This is a genomic window from Microbispora hainanensis (genome assembly GCF_006874475.1).
GTDB lineage: Bacteria > Actinomycetota > Actinomycetes > Streptosporangiales > Streptosporangiaceae > Microbispora > Microbispora hainanensis.
In genome coordinates this window covers 28,748-43,487 of record NZ_VIRM01000065.1, presented here as the reverse complement: position 1 = coordinate 43,487, position 14,740 = coordinate 28,748, and the positions used below count along the sequence as shown (strand labels likewise).

Here is a 14,740-nt window from a genome sequence, read left to right as displayed (position 1 = left end):
GCCATGCGCCGGGCGGCCGGGGCCGCGCTGGACGACTTCGCGGCCGCCTCGGGCGGTTGACGCGCTGAAACTTTCACGGACCGGGCTCCACCCGGAAATCACGACGAGCCGGGCATTCGAAACATTTCGCCGAATCGCCCCTGAAATCTCCGCGATCACCTGCTGCATATCGGATTTCGGTTATCCGATCGGCCGGCAGTGCGTTTCGGGTCCCCGGCTCGGCGCATTTTCAGCCGCCCCGACATTCCGGCCTGCCGAAAACTCCGGAGATTGACCGTTCCTAGGGGAGATGGTGCATTCGCTGTGGCTGATTTGAAATGAGGGAGAAGGGACACCAATGTTCGCTGCGAATCCAGCCCGGAGAGTGCTCGCGCTCGGTGCGGCGCTCGTCACCACCGGCGTGCTGAGCCTCGCGCTCGCGCCCAGCCCCGCCATGGCCGACACCGTCACGCTGAACGCCACGGTGGACTGCCTCAACTACAACAGCTTCGGGGACACCAGGGACTGGTACCCCATCTCCGTCATAGGGGTGCCCTACAGCAGCATGGTCGCGGTCCCGGCCACGCACGCGTGGCAGTTCACGAAGACGCTGGCCAGTGGGACGACGGCCGTCAGCGTCTCCGCCATATGCAGTGAGGGCCATTCGTACGACTTCGCCGGCTCCGCCGGCAGCGTCGGCATCCCCGCGGGAACCACCACCGTGACCGCCACCTGGGGCTGCACGACGGCCCCGGTCTATCCCGGTCCGTGGATGACCAACTGCAGCGTGCAGTCGGTTTCCTACAGCTGACCGGCAGGAGAACGCGGGGCCGCCTCCGAGTGAGGCGGCCCCACACGATCTAGCGGGAGAGCTGGGACAGGTCGCGGGACGCGCCGGTCGAGGCCGACGTGGTCAGCGCGGCGTACGCCTGCAGGGCGGCCGACACCGGACGCTGCCGGTCGCGCGGCCGGTAGCCGCCGAGGTCGGCCAGCAGCCGTTCGCGGCGGGCGGCCAGCACGTCCTCGGCCACCCTGAGTTCGATCGAGCGGCCCGGGATGTCGATGTCGATGATGTCGCCGTCCTCGATCAGGGCCATCGCGCCGCCCTCGGCGGCCTCCGGGGAGGCGTGGCCGATCGACAGGCCCGACGTGCCGCCCGAGAAGCGGCCGTCGGTGATCAGCGCGCACGCCTTGCCCAGGCCCTTGCCCTTGAGGAAGCTCGTCGGGTAGAGCATCTCCTGCATGCCGGGGCCGCCCTTGGGGCCCTCGTAGCGGATGACGACCACGTCGCCGGCCTTGACCCTGCCGCCGAGGATGCCCTCGGAGGCCTCCTCCTGCGACTCGAACACGATCGCCGGGCCCGAGAAGCGCCAGATCGACTCGTCCACGCCGGCCGTCTTGACCACGCAACCGTCCTGGGCGATGTTCCCGTACAGGACGGCGAGGCCGCCGTCCTTGGTGTAGGCGTGGTCGAGGTCGCGGATGCAGCCCTCGGCGCGGTCGAGGTCGAGCGACTCCCAGCGGGCGTCCTGCGAGTACGCCTTCACGGTGCGCACGTTGCCGGGGGCGGCGTGCCACAGCTCCAGCGCCTCGTCGCTGACCCCGGGGGACTTCGGGTCCCACTTGGCGATGTACTCCGCAATGGAGGCGGAGTGGACGGTCGGCAGGCCGCGGTGGAGCAGGCCGGCCCGGTCGAGCTCACCGAGGATGCCGGGGATGCCGCCCGCCCGGTGCACGTCCTCGACGTGGTACTTCATCGTGGCCGGCGCGACCTTGCAGAGGCAGGGCACCCGCAGCGAGATCTCGTTGATCTCCTTCAGCCCGAAGTCGACGCCCGCCTCGCGGGCGGCGGCCAGGATGTGGAGGATCGTGTTGGTCGATCCGCCCATGGCGACGTCGAGCGCCATCGCGTTCTCGAACGCCTCACGGGTGGCGATGTTCCTCGGCAGGACCGCCTCGTCGTCATCCTCGTAGTAGCGCCGGGTGATGTCGACGATCTGGCGTCCGGCGTCCTCGAACAGGGCCTTGCGGGCCTTGTGGGTCGCCAGCGTGGTGCCGTTGCCGGGCAGGGCCAGGCCGATCGCCTCGGCGAGGCAGTTCATGGAGTTGGCGGTGAACATGCCGCTGCAGGACCCGCAGGTCGGGCAGGCGTTCTCCTCCATCGCCAGGAGGTCGGCGTCCGACACGCTCTCGTCCGCGGCGGCGATCATCGGGTCGATCAGGTCGAGCTTGCGGCCGGGGATCTTGCCGGCCTCCATCGGGCCGCCGGACACGAAGATCGTGGGGATGTTCAGCCGGAAGGCGGCGAGCAGCATCCCGGGCGTGATCTTGTCGCAGTTGGAGACGCAGACCAGCGCGTCGGCGCAGTGGGCGTTGACCATGTATTCGACCGCGTCGGCGATCAGCTCGCGGGACGGCAGCGAGTAGAGCATGCCGCCGTGGCCCATCGCGATGCCGTCGTCGACGGCGATCGTGTTGAACTCGCGCGGGACGGCCCCCGCTTCGCGGACCGCGCCGGCCACCACGTCGGCGACCTCGCGCAGGTGCACGTGGCCGGGCACGAACTGGGTGAAGCTGTTGGCGATCGCCACGATCGGCTTGCCGAGGTCGCTGCCCGCTACGCCCGTGGCCCGAAGCAGCGCACGGGCGCCGGCCATGTTCCTGCCATGAGTGACAGTGCGGGACCTGAGAGCGGGCATCGAGGGACCCCCATCCGGAGACTACTGAGTCTTCAAATGGTACGACCACTGCCCGGCTGCCGAGACCCGCTGTCCACGAGTCGGGACGTGTCCACCCGGAAACCGGCTCGATCCGGGATGCCGCGCTCTGCTCGGGTATCGCGCTTACTCGGGATGCCGCGCGTTACTCGGGGTACCGCGCGGGCAGCACGCGTTCGGCGGCCCGGTAGATCGCGTCGATCTCCGCCGTGGTGAGCGATCTCTCCCGCTTGGTGATCCACTTGCGGACCAGCCCGCCGGAGAAGACGTCCACCTCGCGGATGTTGAGGATGCGCCACGGGATCGGCGGCCCGTAGATGGCCAGTGACGGCACCACGGTGATCTCCCGGCCGAGCGCCTTGCTGATCAGGTCGCTGGCCTGCGCCGCCTCCCACCGGGCCTCGTCGAGCCGCGGCTTCTGGTTGAACGGGCCGTGGAAGAGCTTGCGGTGCGACTGGACCCGTACGGGCAGCCGTTTGTCCCACTTTTCCGAGTCCACCGCGTACACGCCGGTGGGCCCGACCACCAGGTGGTCGATCTGCGCCTCGCTGCCGGGGATGGCCCGGGCGTGCAGCGTCTTGTATCCGTTGCGCTCCAGCTTCTTGAGCTGGGCCTCCGTCTGGCGCTCCGCCGCGGAGGCGCGCCGCCACGCGGGGATGGTGGAGACGGTCCTCGCCCGATAGACGGCGTCGGCGACGCACGCGAGGATGGCCGCGGTGAGCCCGAGCCGCCAGCTGCCGAAGAGCACGCCGAACACCACGCCCGCCGCGACAGCGATCACGGCCCGCCTGCGCAGGTGGCGATATCGCGTGTCCTGCCACAGGCTGATCAGTGACGTGCGCTCGACCGGAGCGTACGTCGGAGACGCCGGCGCCTCAGGGGGCGCCGAAGGGCGTTCCGCCTGCTCTGACGATTGGTCACCCACCCATATAGGTGACGTATCGTGACCGTCTTCTGGCGCTAGACCGGTATCCACATCACTCACGGTAGTTGAGCCGTCAGCGGCTTGCCTAGTGTTGGATGGTTCATACTTTTGTGGCCTGCTTGAGCTGATTCGTTGCTCGGAAGTGGGGGTATCTTCTCTAGATATCCGCGGCCCAGAGGCCTACCGTTCGGTAGCGTGGCGCACATTCACGATCTTACCGCTCTTGAGCAGGCGGCAGCCGTACGTACGGGTGAACTTTCTCCTGTTCAGATCACCGAGCACTACCTGGAGCGCATCGAGCGGCTCGACCCCGGCCTGGGGGCGTTCGTCACGGTGACGGCCGACCGGGCCCTCGCCCAGGCACGCGAGCAGGAGGCCCGGCTGGCCGCCGGTGACACCGAGGACCTGCCCCCGCTGCTGGGCGTGCCGATCCCGATCAAGGACCTCAACTTCGTCAAGGACGTGCCGCTGCACTTCGGCTCGGCCACGTACGAGGGGTTCGTGGCACCCGCGGACGACAGCGTGGTCGAGCGCCTGCGAGACGCGGGCACGATCATGCTGGGCAAGACCAGCACCCCCGAGTTCGGCATGCCCTGCTACACCGAGACCTACCTGCACGAGCCCACCCGCACGCCCTGGGACACCACGCGGTCGGCCGGAGGGTCGAGCGGGGGAGCGGGGGCCGCCGTCGCGGCCGGTCTCGCGCCCGCCGCGCAGGGCAGCGACGGCGCGGGCTCGATCCGCATTCCCGCCTCCGTCTGCGGCCTGTTCGGCATCAAGCCGAGCCGCGGCCGCATCTCCGCGGCCCCGATCATCCCCGACCTCGCGGGGCTGTCGACCAACGGGCCGCTGGCCAGGAACGTCGCCGACGCCGCGGCGCTGCTGGACGTCATGGCCCACAACAACCCCGGGGACCTCTACCACGCGCCGGCGCCGGAGCTCGGGTCGTTCTCGGCCTACGTCGGCCGCGAGCCGGGGCGGCTGCGGATCGCCAGGTTCGCCACCCCCGCCGTGCCCGGCGCGGAGGTCCACCCCGACGTGCTGGCGGCGTACGAGAGCGCCTCGGCGGTGCTGGAGTCGCTCGGCCACGAGGTGGAGGAGATCGCGCCGCCGTTCGGCCCGGACGTGGTGCCCGAGTTCGTCAAGATGTGGTTCAGCTTCTCGTGCATGCACCCCGTGGCGGAGGAGTTGGAGCCGAAGCTGCGCCCGCTGACCGCGTGGCTGCGCGAGCGCGGCCGCGCCGTCTCGGCCCCGGAGTTCCTCCAGGCGCAGGGGACGCTCCAGCTCGCCACCCGCTTCGCGCTGCTCGTCACCGACGCGTACGACGCGGTGCTCTCGCCGACCGTCACCCAGCCGCCCGTGCCGGTGGGCTGGTTCGAGGACGTCGAGTCGCCCGAGGAGACGTTCGAGCGGATGATGCGCTTCGCGCCCTTCGCCGCCATCTACAACGTGAGCGGCCAGCCCGCGGTGAACCTCCCGCTCTACTGGACGCCCGACGGCCTGCCCGTCGGCGTCATGCTGGCGGGCAGGTTCGGCGAGGAGGGGACGCTCATCTCGCTGTCATCCCAGGTGGAGGCGTCCGTCGGCGGCTTCTGGGGAGACCGCAGGCCGCCGATGTGGTGACGCGGTCACTCCCGCAGCAGGTTCACGATGTGGGCGGCGACGTCGGCGAGCAGCGTGGCCGGCCGCACCGGCGCCGCCGCCACGGCGGAGAACAGCGCGGGTAACCCCGGCAGCGGGAAGCCGTCGTCGGCGGTGACCGCGGCGGCCGCCTCGTGCTTGGCCAGCGTGGCCCGGCTGCGCTCCCACGCCTCCAGCACCTCCTCCGGCGACGGCACGCCGAAGCCGTGGCCGACCGGGGCCGCGTGGCGCAGCCGTACGAGCGGGGTGTCGGCGAACGTCAGCGCGATCCGGCAGCGGGCGGACAGGTCGTCGAGGTCCGGCACCCAATCGAGGGCGGAGCAGGGGGTGCGGCACCGGCCCGCGCAGGTGGCGAGGGCCCCCGCCACCTGGCTGTGCTGCCGGTCGAAGTAGGCCCGCCAGCCCGGTGGCGGCTCCACGGCCACGCGCAGGGTCCGCTCGGCCGCCGACCGCTCCGCCCTGGTGTGGTCGCACTCCCGGTCGGGCATGCTCCCGAACCGGCTGCCGGGAGCGCGCAGGCCCTCCGGCCACCGGGCCGGGTCGCCCGCGTGGCCGAGCGCGGGCTCGAAGGCGAGCAGCGGAAGATACTCGCTGCAGATGTGCACGGCCGCGATCATGGAGCTGAGCTCGCGCCGCCGCCAGCGGGCCTCGACCACCTCCAGGAGCAGTGCGTACGCCGGCCGCAGCGAGTCGAGCGCGCCGCGCGGCTGCTCCCGCGGCGTCTGCGGCATGTGGCAGTCGCGGGCGCGCCTGCGCAGGCCGGCGGGCACCGTCTGGGCGTCGATCTCGGTGTGGAAGTCCTCCGCGTCGAGCGTGAGCAGCCGCTGGCCGAACTCGCAGACCGACGCGACGAGGGCCGACTGCTCTCCCTCCCCGAGCACGGCCGGCGCGAGCGCGCCGACGTCACCGAACGAGTACCTCCCGGCCAGGGCGATCAACAGGTCGTGGGCTGAGTGCACCCGACGACCTTACTCAGGGCGCCGGGGGTCATCGGCCCCGCCGTCCTCCGCGCGGGAGGCACGCGCGGGCCGGTCCGGCAGGACGCGCACCTCGCCGAGGTTCTCCGGCGCGTCCACCAGGTGCTCGCCGGTGTCGTCGTAGGAGGCCCGCAGCCGGGAGTCCTCGATCACGTCGATCCGCCTGATCCAGCCGAGCCTGCGCCCCGCCACGGCCCGCACCGTGTCGCCCTCCCGTAGAGGCCGCCACATCTCCTCGCTCAGGCACATCGCCCTGGCCTCGCGGGAGGTCCCCTCGTCGATCGCACACCAGTAGGTCCACTTGGCGGTGTCGTCCGCCTTGCTGCCGTCCCGGAAACGGCGCAGCCGGACGATCCGGCCCTCGACGTTCGCCGCGCCGCCGAGGTCGCCGATCGCGTAGACGACCGGCAGGCCGGCGACCGCCAGGCCCACGGCGAGGGCGGCGGGCAGGACCAGCCCGTCCGGCCACACCCCGAATGCGGCGGCGGCGACCAGGAGGATCCAGGTGAAGAACCCGGCGAACCAGCCCGCCGCGAGACCCCGCACGATCGTCGCCCCCGGCGGCCGGCCCCACAGGAGGCGCGAGGGATAGCGGACGTTCACGACGTGCCACATCCCGCCGTAGTCGGACCAGGCCCGGTTGTCGTCGGCGGGGGTGCTGACCGGCAGGTTCCCGACGGCTCGCGGCGCGAGCCCGAGCGCGGCGGCGTACGCGAGGTGGCGGCCCCAGATCGTGACCGAGGCGGCGGGCTGCTCGGCGAACCGCCCGGTCGCCCGCAGGTGCTCGCGGACGCCGAGCCAGTGCGCGGCCGCCGCGGCCCCCTCGGCGGTGCCGCGCTCCCCGTTCAGCCTGCCCATCAACGTCACGAGCAGGGCGAAGGACACGATCGCCGCTCCCGGCCCGCCGTCGTGGTCCGCGCCGGCGTCGCCGGCGCCGGCCGCGATGCCGATCGCCACGGCGGGGACCACCGCCGCCGCGCCGAGGAGCAGCGCGTGGGCCCGGCTCCAGCGCGGCCGGGACAGGCCCTGCTCCCGCGCCTCGACGATCACCTTCCTGCGGAAGCTCTTCCACCACCGGCGCAGGTCGCGCGAGCCCTCGGCCAGCGCTCCCGTCGCCACCACGCCGTCCACGGCCAGCGCGCGCACGTGGTCGTAGACGAGCCGCTCGTACGGCCGCAGGCCGCCGGGCTCCTTGCGCAGCCGTACGAGGGACAGCTCGGGGCCGATCTCCTCGACGGTCACGACGCCCCTGGCGGCCAGGTCGAGCAGCGTCGCCGAGGCCGCCTCGTCGCACAGCCGCCAGTCGCCGGTGATCAGGTCGACGACCGCGGGGGAGTGCCCGGCGAGCACCCCGGTGGCCCGGCCCGGCTCGACGTCCGGGTTTCTCGTCGCCGCGGCGAGCGCGAGCAGGAGCAGCAGCCACAGGCCGGTCGCCGCCGCCGCGGCCGTCCAGAGGGCCATCGTCAGAACCTGACCTGCACGGGGCCCCGCTCCTCGCCGGGCGCCTGGAAATACTCCCGGGGCGTGAAGCCGGTCATGCCCGCCACAAAGTTGGCGGGCACCGTCTGGATGGCGTTGTTGTAGGTCAGGACGGCGTCGTTGTAGTACTGCCGCGAGTAGGCGATCCGGTTCTCGGTGGTGGCCAGCTCCTCCTGGAGCTCGGCGAAGCCGGCGCTCGCCTTGAGGTCGGGATAGGCCTCGGCCACCGCGAACAGGCTCTTGAGCGCGCCGGACAGCAGGTTCTCGGCGGCGGCCCGCTCCTCGGGGCCCTGGGCGCCGATGGCCTGCGAGCGCGCCGCGACGACGGCCTCCAGGGTGGCCCGCTCGTGGGCGGCGTAGCCCTTGACGGTCTCCACGAGGTTGGGGATCAGGTCGTAGCGGCGCCTGAGCTGCACGTCGATCTGCGCCCAGGCGTTGTCGACGTTGTTGCGGGCGCGTACGAGGCGGTTGTAGGCGGAGACGACCGTCGCGACGAGGACGGCCACGACGGCGAGGGCGACGAGCATGGGGATCATGGTGTTCACGGGCCTCCTGCACGGACGGTAGCCCCGGCCCGTCCGCCTGTGAAGGGGCCCCCGCGAGGGGTCCGTCGAAGGGCCCGGCGAAGGGCCGGCGAACGATCCTGTGGACGCTCCGGCGAACGGTCCCGGCGCGCCCATCGCACCCCGGGCCCCTTGCACGCGGCTTGCGGCCCGCTTTCATCCGTCCGCCACAGGCCCCCTGACACGCCCGAGGGCCCCGGCGACATGCCGGGGCCCTCGGGATCGTGATCGTGCGGCCCGCGCCGATCCGGCCAGGATCAGACCGGAGTCAGCCCATCAGGCCATCGATCAGGCGGCGGATCCTGCGGCGGCGTCCCGCTCCCGGGCGCGCAGCGCCCGGCTGACGCCGTCGGCGCCCTCCAGCAGCAGGCGCCGCAGGGCGTGCGGCGGCTGCGTGCTGCTGATGTAGTCCTGCGTGCGGGCCACGGTCTCCGGGCTGATCAGCAGCGCGGGGTAGCAGCCGATGGCGAAGCTCTGCGCCATGTCGGAGGTCCACTCGCTCCAGATCCGCCCGACCTCCTCGAAGTAGCGGTCGGCGTACGGCTCCAGCAGCTCGGGGTGCCGCGGGTCCATGAAGCCGAGGATCGTGGCGCGCAGCAGCGCGCCGCTCAGCTTCCCGCTCACGATCGTCGCCCAGGTCTCGGCCTTGGCCTCCGGGGTCGGGATCGAGGCCCGGCTGGTGGCGGCCGAGCGCTCGCCGGTCGCCGTGGCGTCCCTGGCCAGCTCGGCGTCGATGTCCGCGGCGCCGAGGACGCCGCCGGACACCAGCGACTGGATGAGCGTCCAGCGCAGGTCGGCGTCGACGGCCAGGCCCTCGGGCACCGCGGTGCCGTCGAAGATGCCCTTGAGGAACGCCAGGTCCTCGGGCGAGGTGGCGGTCGCGGCGAGGGCGTTGACGTAGGCGAGCTGGTGGTCCGAGCCGGGCTCGGCCGCCGCGACGAGGCGGCGCAGCGCGCCGGCCAGCTCGTTCAGGCCGGTGGCCCGCCACGCCGGGTCGGCGTACTGCTGCACGGCCTGGCGGGCCTGGCGCAGCACGGTCTGAAGGACGGTGAGGTCGCGCACCGAGTCGATGCCGGAGACGACCAGCTTGACGTAGTCGCGGGTGGCCATCTCGGCGTCGCGCGTCATGTCCCAGGCGGCCGACCAGCACAGCGCGCGGGGCAGCGACTCGGCGAACGCGCTGATCCCGCCGTTGACGAGGGTCTGCAGCGACCGGTCGTCGAGGCGGATCTTCGCGTACGTGAGGTCGTCGTCGTTCACCAGCACGAGGTCGGGCTGGACCTCGCCGATCAGCTCGGGCACGGAGGTCCGCGCGCCGACGATGTCGAGCTCGACCCGCTTGGTCCTGGTCAGCACGCCGTCGCGCAGGGAGTAGAGGCCGATGGCGACCCGGTGCGAGCGCAGCGTCGGGTGCTCCTGCGTGGCCTCCTGCAGCACGTCGAAGCTCAGGAACCGGCCCTCGTCGTCGGTGGTGAACGACGAGCGCAGCGTGTTGACGCCCGAGGTCTCCAGCCACTCCTTCGACCAGGACGACAGGTCGCGCCCGGAGGTGCGCTCCAGCGCCGACAGCAGGTCCTGCAGGGTGGTGTTCTTCCAGGCGTGCTCGTTGAAGTAGTCGCGCACCCCGGCGAGGAAGTTGTCGAGCCCCACGTACGCGACGAGCTGCTTGAGCACCGAGGCGCCCTTGGCGTACGTGATGCCGTCGAAGTTGACCTCGACGGCCTGCATGTCCGGGATGTCGGCGGCGATGGGGTGGGTGGAGGGCAGCTGGTCCTGCCGGTAGGCCCAGGCCTTCTCGACGTTGGCGAACGTCGTCCACGCGCCCTGGCCCCAGCGGGTGGCCTCGGCCTGGCACAGCACGGACATGTAGGTGGCGAACGACTCGTTCAGCCACAGGTCGTCCCACCAGCGCATGGTGACGAGGTCGCCGAACCACATGTGCGCCATCTCGTGCAGGATCGTCTCCGCGCGGCGCTCGATCAGCGCGTCGGTCACGCGCGAGCGGAAGACGTAGTCCTCCAGGAACGTCACCGCGCCCGCGTTCTCCATGGCGCCCGCGTTGAACTCCGGCACGAAGAGCTGGTCGTACTTGCCGAAGGGGTAGCGCAGCCCGAAGACGCGGTGGAAGAAGTCGAAGCCCTGCTTGGTGACCTCGAAGATGTTCTCGGGGTCGAGATACTGCGCGAGCGAGCGGCGCACGTAGATCCCGAGCGGGATCCCGTCGTGCTCGTCGCGCACGACCGCGTACGGCCCGGCGACGAGGGCCGTGATGTACGTCGACATGACGGGAGTCGGCGGGAAGTGCCAGCGCCTGGCGGCCTGCAGCGTGCCGTGCCGCCCCTGGTGCTCCTCCAGCGCCTCGACCGCGTCGGGGGCGGCGTTGGACACCACCTCCCAGTCGGCGGGGGCGAGGACGGTCAGCTCGAAGGTCGCCTTGAGGTCCGGCTGGTCGAAGCAGGCGTACATGCGGTGCGCGTCTGCCGTCTCGAACTGGCTGTGCAGGTAGACCTGCTGGTCGACAGGGTCGACGAAGCGGTGCAGGCCCTCACCGGTGCGCATGTAGGAGCAGTCGGCGTCCACGCGCAGCTCGTTGTGCGCGGCCAGCCCCGGCAGCGGGATGCGGCCCTTCTCGGCGTCGTAGGTGCTGATGTCCAGCTCCCGGCCGTTGAGCACGACCTTCCGCACGTGCGCGCCGTGGAGGTCGATGAACGTGTCCGCCCCCTCACGGTCCGACGTGAAGTGGACCGTCGTGATGCTCTCGAACCGCTCCTCGCCCTCGGTCAGGTCGAGTTCGACCCGGTAGGACTGGACGGAGAGCAAACGAGCACGCTCCCGAGCCTCATCCCGTGTCAGATTCCCTGCCACACCCGCTCCTCATCGCATGATCAACGCCCCCGACCCCCGCCGCCCCGTCGCGGCAGGGATTGCATGAATCCTGCCACGCCGCGGCGACAAGGCGGATTCGAGATCGCTCCTACCTGGAATAGGAGATTTCCTGCCCGGGTTGACGACCGAGGGAACCATAGTCCGTACGAGAGGGTGTCACAGTGTCCGACCGAAAGCTTGTCGATTTCTGGTTCGACCCCGCCTGCCCCTGGGCGTGGATCACTTCGCGCTGGATCCACGAGGTTGCCGCGCTCCGTCCCATCGACGTGCGCTGGCACATCATGAGCCTGGCGGTGCTGAACGAGGACAAGGACATCCCCGCCGAGTACGCCGAGAGGGTCAAGCAGACGCTCGGCGCCGTGCGGGTGCTGGCGGCCGCCGCGGACAAGTACGGCGAGGAGGTGCTCGGCACCCTCTACACGGAGATCGGCAGGCGCTTCCACGACGAGGGACGCGACCGCGGCCTGGACACGATCGCCGAGGCCCTCACCGCCGCCGGGCTCGACCCCGCGCTGGTGGCCGCGCACGACTCGGACGAGTATGACGAGGAGATCCGGCGCTCGCACGGCGAGGGCATCGACCTGGTCGGCCAGGAGGTCGGCACGCCCGTCATCGCGGTCGAGGGCGCGGCGTTCTTCGGCCCCGTCGTCTCGCCCATCCCGAGGGGCGAGGCCGCCGCGCGCCTGTGGGACGGCGTCCTGCTCGTCGCCGGCACCGACGGCTTCTTCGAGCTGAAGAGGTCGAGGACCCGCGACCCGATCTTCACCTGAGGCTTCACAGGCTCCTTCACCCTCGCGGGAATCCACTGGAAAGGTTTCGGCCGGAGGACTCGCCATCTGACAGCCGAGGCGCAAGGATGAGTGACATGCGTCACCTCTACGTGAACGGAGCCTGGGTCCCGTCCTCCTCGCGCGAGGCCGTCGACGTCGTCAACCCCGCGACCGAGGAGGTCGTGGACCGCGTGCCCGCCGGGGCGCCCGCCGACGTCGAGTCCGCCGTCGCCGCCGCCCGTGCCGCCTTCCCGTCGTGGTCGGCCCTGGAACCGGCCGAACGCGCCGCGTTCCTGGGGGCGGCGGCCGGGCTGCTGCAGGAACGCGCGCAGGAGATCGCGGCGACGATCGCCACCGACATGGGCGCCCCGCTCACGCTCGCGCTGAAGGTGCAGACGCTGATGCCGGCCGAGGTGCTGGCCTCCTACGCCGACCTCGCCAAGCGGTACGAGTTCGACGCCGGCCGCGTGGGCAACTCGCTCGTCGTGCGGGAGCCCGTCGGCGTGGTCGGCGCGATCACGCCGTGGAACTACCCGCTCCACCAGGTGGTGTGCAAGGTGGCTCCGGCCCTCGCGGCCGGGTGCACCGTCGTGCTCAAGCCGAGCGAGGTCGCGCCGCTCGCGGCGTACGCGCTGGCCGGCATCTTCCACGAGATCGGGCTGCCGCCCGGCGTGTTCAACATGGTCAGCGGTCACGGGCCGGTGGTCGGCGAGGCCATCGCCGCCCACCCGGACGTCGACATGGTCTCGTTCACCGGGTCCACCAGGGCGGGCCGCCGGGTCGCGGCCCTCGCGGCCGAGACGGTCAAGCGGGTGGCCCTGGAGCTGGGCGGCAAGTCGGCGAACATCATCCTCCCGGACGCCGACCTGGAGAAGGCCGTCAAGAACGGCGTCGCGGGGGCCTACCTCAACTCGGGCCAGACCTGTACGGCGCTGACCCGGATGCTCGTCCACTGGGACCAGTACGACGACGCCGTGCGGCTGGCCGTGCAGGCGGCCGGCGCCTACGTCCCCGGCGATCCGTTCGCCGAGGGCACACGCCTGGGGCCCCTGGTGTCCGCCGCCCAGCGCGACCGGGTCGTCAAGTACATCAACCGCGGCCAGGAGGAGGGCGCCCGCCTCGTGCTCGGCAGCACCGACAACCCCCTGGAACGCGGCTACTACGTCGAGCCCGCGATCTTCGCGGGCGTCTCGCCCGGCATGGCCATCGAGCAGGAGGAGATCTTCGGCCCGGTGCTGTCGATCATCCCGTTCTCGTCCGAGAACGAGGCCGTCGAGATCGCCAACGGCACGCCGTACGGGCTGTCGGGGGCGGTCTGGGCGGGCACCGAGGACCACGCCCTCGCGGTCGCGCGCCGCCTGCGCACTGGGCAGGTGTCGGTCAACGGCGGCCGGTTCAACACGATGGCGCCGTTCGGCGGCTACAAGCACTCCGGCATCGGCCGCGAGCTGGGCGAGTTCGGCCTGGAGGAGTTCCTGGAGGTCAAGGCCATCCAGCTGTAGGACGTCAGGGCGCCTGCAGCAGGATCTTGCGGCGCTCGTCCTTGCCCAGCCGGTCGACGTACAGCATGCCTTCGAGGTGGTCGAACTCGTGCTGGAAGCACCGGGCGAGCATGCCGCGGGCCTTCACGGTGACGGGCCGGCCGAGCTTGTCGACCCCGCGCAGGGTGACCCCGGCGGCGCGGGGGGTCGGGGCGTACAGCGGTCTGCCGGTCTCCTTGCCGGGCACCGACAGGCAGCCCTCCTCCTCGACGACCTGCTCGGTGTCGTCGATCGTCAGCTCCGGGTTGATCACGTGGCCCTTGCGGTTGCTGATGTCGTAGACGAACAGCCGCAGGCCCACGCCGATCTGCGGCCCCGCGAGCCCGACGCCGTCGGACTGGTACATGATCGCGAACATCTCGTCGATCAGCCGGCGCAGCTCGCGGTCGAAGTCCGTCACGGGCTCGGCGGGGGTACGCAGGACCGGGTCGCCGACATACCGAAGCTCGTGCATGACACTCCTGTCAGGCGGGAGGGTGTAAGGGACGCAGGCCCATATCGGCTATTACTCTAGTGGAGCCCGGGGTCGTCGCCGCCAGAGCCTTTCTGGGAAACTTGTGTCGTGCGTGTCTACATCGGTGCCGACCATGCCGGCTACGAGCTCAAGAATCATCTGGTCGCCTGGCTCAAGGAGCAGGGCCACGAGGTGAAGGACTGCGGCCCCCACGTCTACGATGCGGAGGACGACTACCCGCCGTTCGTGCTGCGCGCCGCGGAGGGCGTGATCGGCGACGCGGGCAGCCTCGGGGTGGTGATCGGCGGCTCGGGGAACGGCGAGCAGATCGCCGCCAACAAGGTGCGGGGGGTGCGCGCGGCCCTCGCCTGGAACGAGGAAACGGCGAAGCTCGCCCGCGAGCACAACGACGCCAACGTGATCAGCCTGGGCGCCCGGCAGCACACGCCGGAGGAGGCCACCAGGTTCGTCGAGATCTTCCTGGCCACGCCGTTCTCCGGGGCCGAGCGGCACGCCAGGCGGATCCGCCAGCTGGCCGAATACGAGGCCACCGGCAAACTGCCGCCGCTGCCCGCCTGAGCGCCTCCGGCGGTAACTCCAGCGCCGTAACCAGCGCCGTTCCTTCGGCGCCGTACGGCTAGCGAGCGTCCTTGTCCCGGCCCCGGCGGGGTTCCCGCCGGGGTGTCTCGTCGCGCAGCGGCCGCTGGTCGGCGGCCTCCTGCTGCTCGGGCGTCGGCCGGGACACGTCACGGGCCCGCATGGCCGTGATCGCGGTGATCTGCAAACTCTGCAGCGCCATGCCTCGAAG

Annotated in this window: 13 protein-coding genes; 5 read left to right on the top strand and 8 right to left on the bottom strand. The window is 71.4% G+C overall.

The features are described from left to right. Window positions 1-337 precede the first annotated feature (337 nt). The gene (locus FLX08_RS35365; RefSeq protein WP_142624619.1) at window positions 338-790 is read left to right on the top strand and encodes a hypothetical protein; all 453 of its coding nucleotides are present in this window, start codon (window positions 338-340) and stop codon (window positions 788-790) included. Window positions 791-839: 49 nt separating this feature from the next. On the opposite strand, the gene ilvD is transcribed toward FLX08_RS35365, so the two are convergent. Together ilvD and FLX08_RS35355 are read right to left on the bottom strand one after the other, a co-directional pair. Continuing rightward, window positions 840-2,678 carry a dihydroxy-acid dehydratase gene (gene ilvD, locus FLX08_RS35360; protein ID WP_142624618.1) on the bottom strand — a complete coding sequence of 613 codons (1,839 nt, stop codon included), beginning with the start codon at window positions 2,676-2,678 and terminating at the stop codon, window positions 840-842. A 163-nt stretch (window positions 2,679-2,841) separates the two neighbouring features. Then, window positions 2,842-3,621 carry a nuclease-related domain-containing protein gene (locus FLX08_RS35355; RefSeq protein ID WP_244313122.1) on the bottom strand — a complete coding sequence of 260 codons (780 nt, stop codon included), beginning with the start codon at window positions 3,619-3,621 and terminating at the stop codon, window positions 2,842-2,844. Window positions 3,622-3,816: 195 nt separating this feature from the next. Between FLX08_RS35355 and FLX08_RS35350 the strand changes: the two genes are divergently transcribed. Further along, a complete protein-coding gene (locus FLX08_RS35350; protein WP_142624616.1) occupies window positions 3,817-5,244 on the top strand; it encodes an amidase in 1,428 nt (475 codons plus the stop codon). Between the two features lie 5 nt (window positions 5,245-5,249). On the opposite strand, the gene FLX08_RS35345 is transcribed toward FLX08_RS35350, so the two are convergent. The 4 genes from FLX08_RS35345 to pepN form a co-directional block, all read right to left on the bottom strand. Next, window positions 5,250-6,221 (bottom strand): hypothetical protein, encoded by a 972-nt coding sequence (locus tag FLX08_RS35345; protein ID WP_142624615.1) that lies wholly within the window; start codon window positions 6,219-6,221, stop codon window positions 5,250-5,252. A 9-nt stretch (window positions 6,222-6,230) separates the two neighbouring features. Continuing rightward, window positions 6,231-7,700, bottom strand: a complete 1,470-nt coding sequence (locus tag FLX08_RS35340; RefSeq protein ID WP_142624614.1) for a DUF2207 family protein — start codon at window positions 7,698-7,700, stop codon at window positions 6,231-6,233. Window positions 7,701-7,702: 2 nt separating this feature from the next. Then, the gene (locus tag FLX08_RS35335) at window positions 7,703-8,254 is read right to left on the bottom strand and encodes a LemA family protein (protein WP_142624622.1); all 552 of its coding nucleotides are present in this window, start codon (window positions 8,252-8,254) and stop codon (window positions 7,703-7,705) included. Window positions 8,255-8,569: 315 nt separating this feature from the next. Then, window positions 8,570-11,146 (bottom strand): aminopeptidase N, encoded by a 2,577-nt coding sequence (pepN, locus tag FLX08_RS35330; protein ID WP_142624613.1) that lies wholly within the window; start codon window positions 11,144-11,146, stop codon window positions 8,570-8,572. A gap of 182 nt (window positions 11,147-11,328) precedes the next feature. Between pepN and FLX08_RS35325 the strand changes: the two genes are divergently transcribed. Continuing rightward, the gene (locus tag FLX08_RS35325; RefSeq protein WP_142624612.1) at window positions 11,329-11,937 is read left to right on the top strand and encodes a mycothiol-dependent nitroreductase Rv2466c family protein; all 609 of its coding nucleotides are present in this window, start codon (window positions 11,329-11,331) and stop codon (window positions 11,935-11,937) included. A 95-nt stretch (window positions 11,938-12,032) separates the two neighbouring features. Further along, window positions 12,033-13,439, top strand: coding sequence for an aldehyde dehydrogenase family protein (locus FLX08_RS35320; protein ID WP_142624621.1), 1,407 nt, complete (start codon window positions 12,033-12,035; stop codon window positions 13,437-13,439). A 4-nt stretch (window positions 13,440-13,443) separates the two neighbouring features. Here the strand turns inward: FLX08_RS35320 and def are convergent, their stop codons facing one another. Next, the gene (gene def, locus FLX08_RS35315; protein ID WP_142624611.1) at window positions 13,444-13,932 is read right to left on the bottom strand and encodes a peptide deformylase; all 489 of its coding nucleotides are present in this window, start codon (window positions 13,930-13,932) and stop codon (window positions 13,444-13,446) included. A 108-nt stretch (window positions 13,933-14,040) separates the two neighbouring features. Here def and FLX08_RS35310 point away from each other — a divergent pair, with 108 nt between their 5' ends. Further along, window positions 14,041-14,511, top strand: a complete 471-nt coding sequence (locus FLX08_RS35310) for a ribose-5-phosphate isomerase (protein ID WP_142624610.1) — start codon at window positions 14,041-14,043, stop codon at window positions 14,509-14,511. A 58-nt stretch (window positions 14,512-14,569) separates the two neighbouring features. Here FLX08_RS35310 and FLX08_RS40990 read toward each other — a convergent pair whose 3' ends face one another. Beyond that, the gene (locus FLX08_RS40990; protein WP_167530697.1) at window positions 14,570-14,731 is read right to left on the bottom strand and encodes a hypothetical protein; all 162 of its coding nucleotides are present in this window, start codon (window positions 14,729-14,731) and stop codon (window positions 14,570-14,572) included. Between the last annotated feature and the right edge of the window lie 9 nt (window positions 14,732-14,740).

What these genes read in the sequence shown, in the direction of transcription:
- FLX08_RS35320 (WP_142624621.1), top strand. Translation starts at nt 12,033, where the DNA reads ATGCGTCACCTCTACGTGAACGGAGCCTGGGTCCCGTCCTCCTCGCGC.
- FLX08_RS35365 (WP_142624619.1), top strand. Translation starts at nt 338, where the DNA reads ATGTTCGCTGCGAATCCAGCCCGGAGAGTGCTCGCGCTCGGTGCGGCG.
- FLX08_RS35335 (WP_142624622.1), bottom strand. Translation starts at nt 8,254, where the DNA reads ATGATCCCCATGCTCGTCGCCCTCGCCGTCGTGGCCGTCCTCGTCGCG.
- def (WP_142624611.1), bottom strand. Translation starts at nt 13,932, where the DNA reads ATGCACGAGCTTCGGTATGTCGGCGACCCGGTCCTGCGTACCCCCGCC.
- FLX08_RS35340 (WP_142624614.1), bottom strand. Translation starts at nt 7,700, where the DNA reads ATGGCCCTCTGGACGGCCGCGGCGGCGGCGACCGGCCTGTGGCTGCTG.
- ilvD (WP_142624618.1), bottom strand. Translation starts at nt 2,678, where the DNA reads ATGCCCGCTCTCAGGTCCCGCACTGTCACTCATGGCAGGAACATGGCC.
- FLX08_RS40990 (WP_167530697.1), bottom strand. Translation starts at nt 14,731, where the DNA reads ATGGCGCTGCAGAGTTTGCAGATCACCGCGATCACGGCCATGCGGGCC.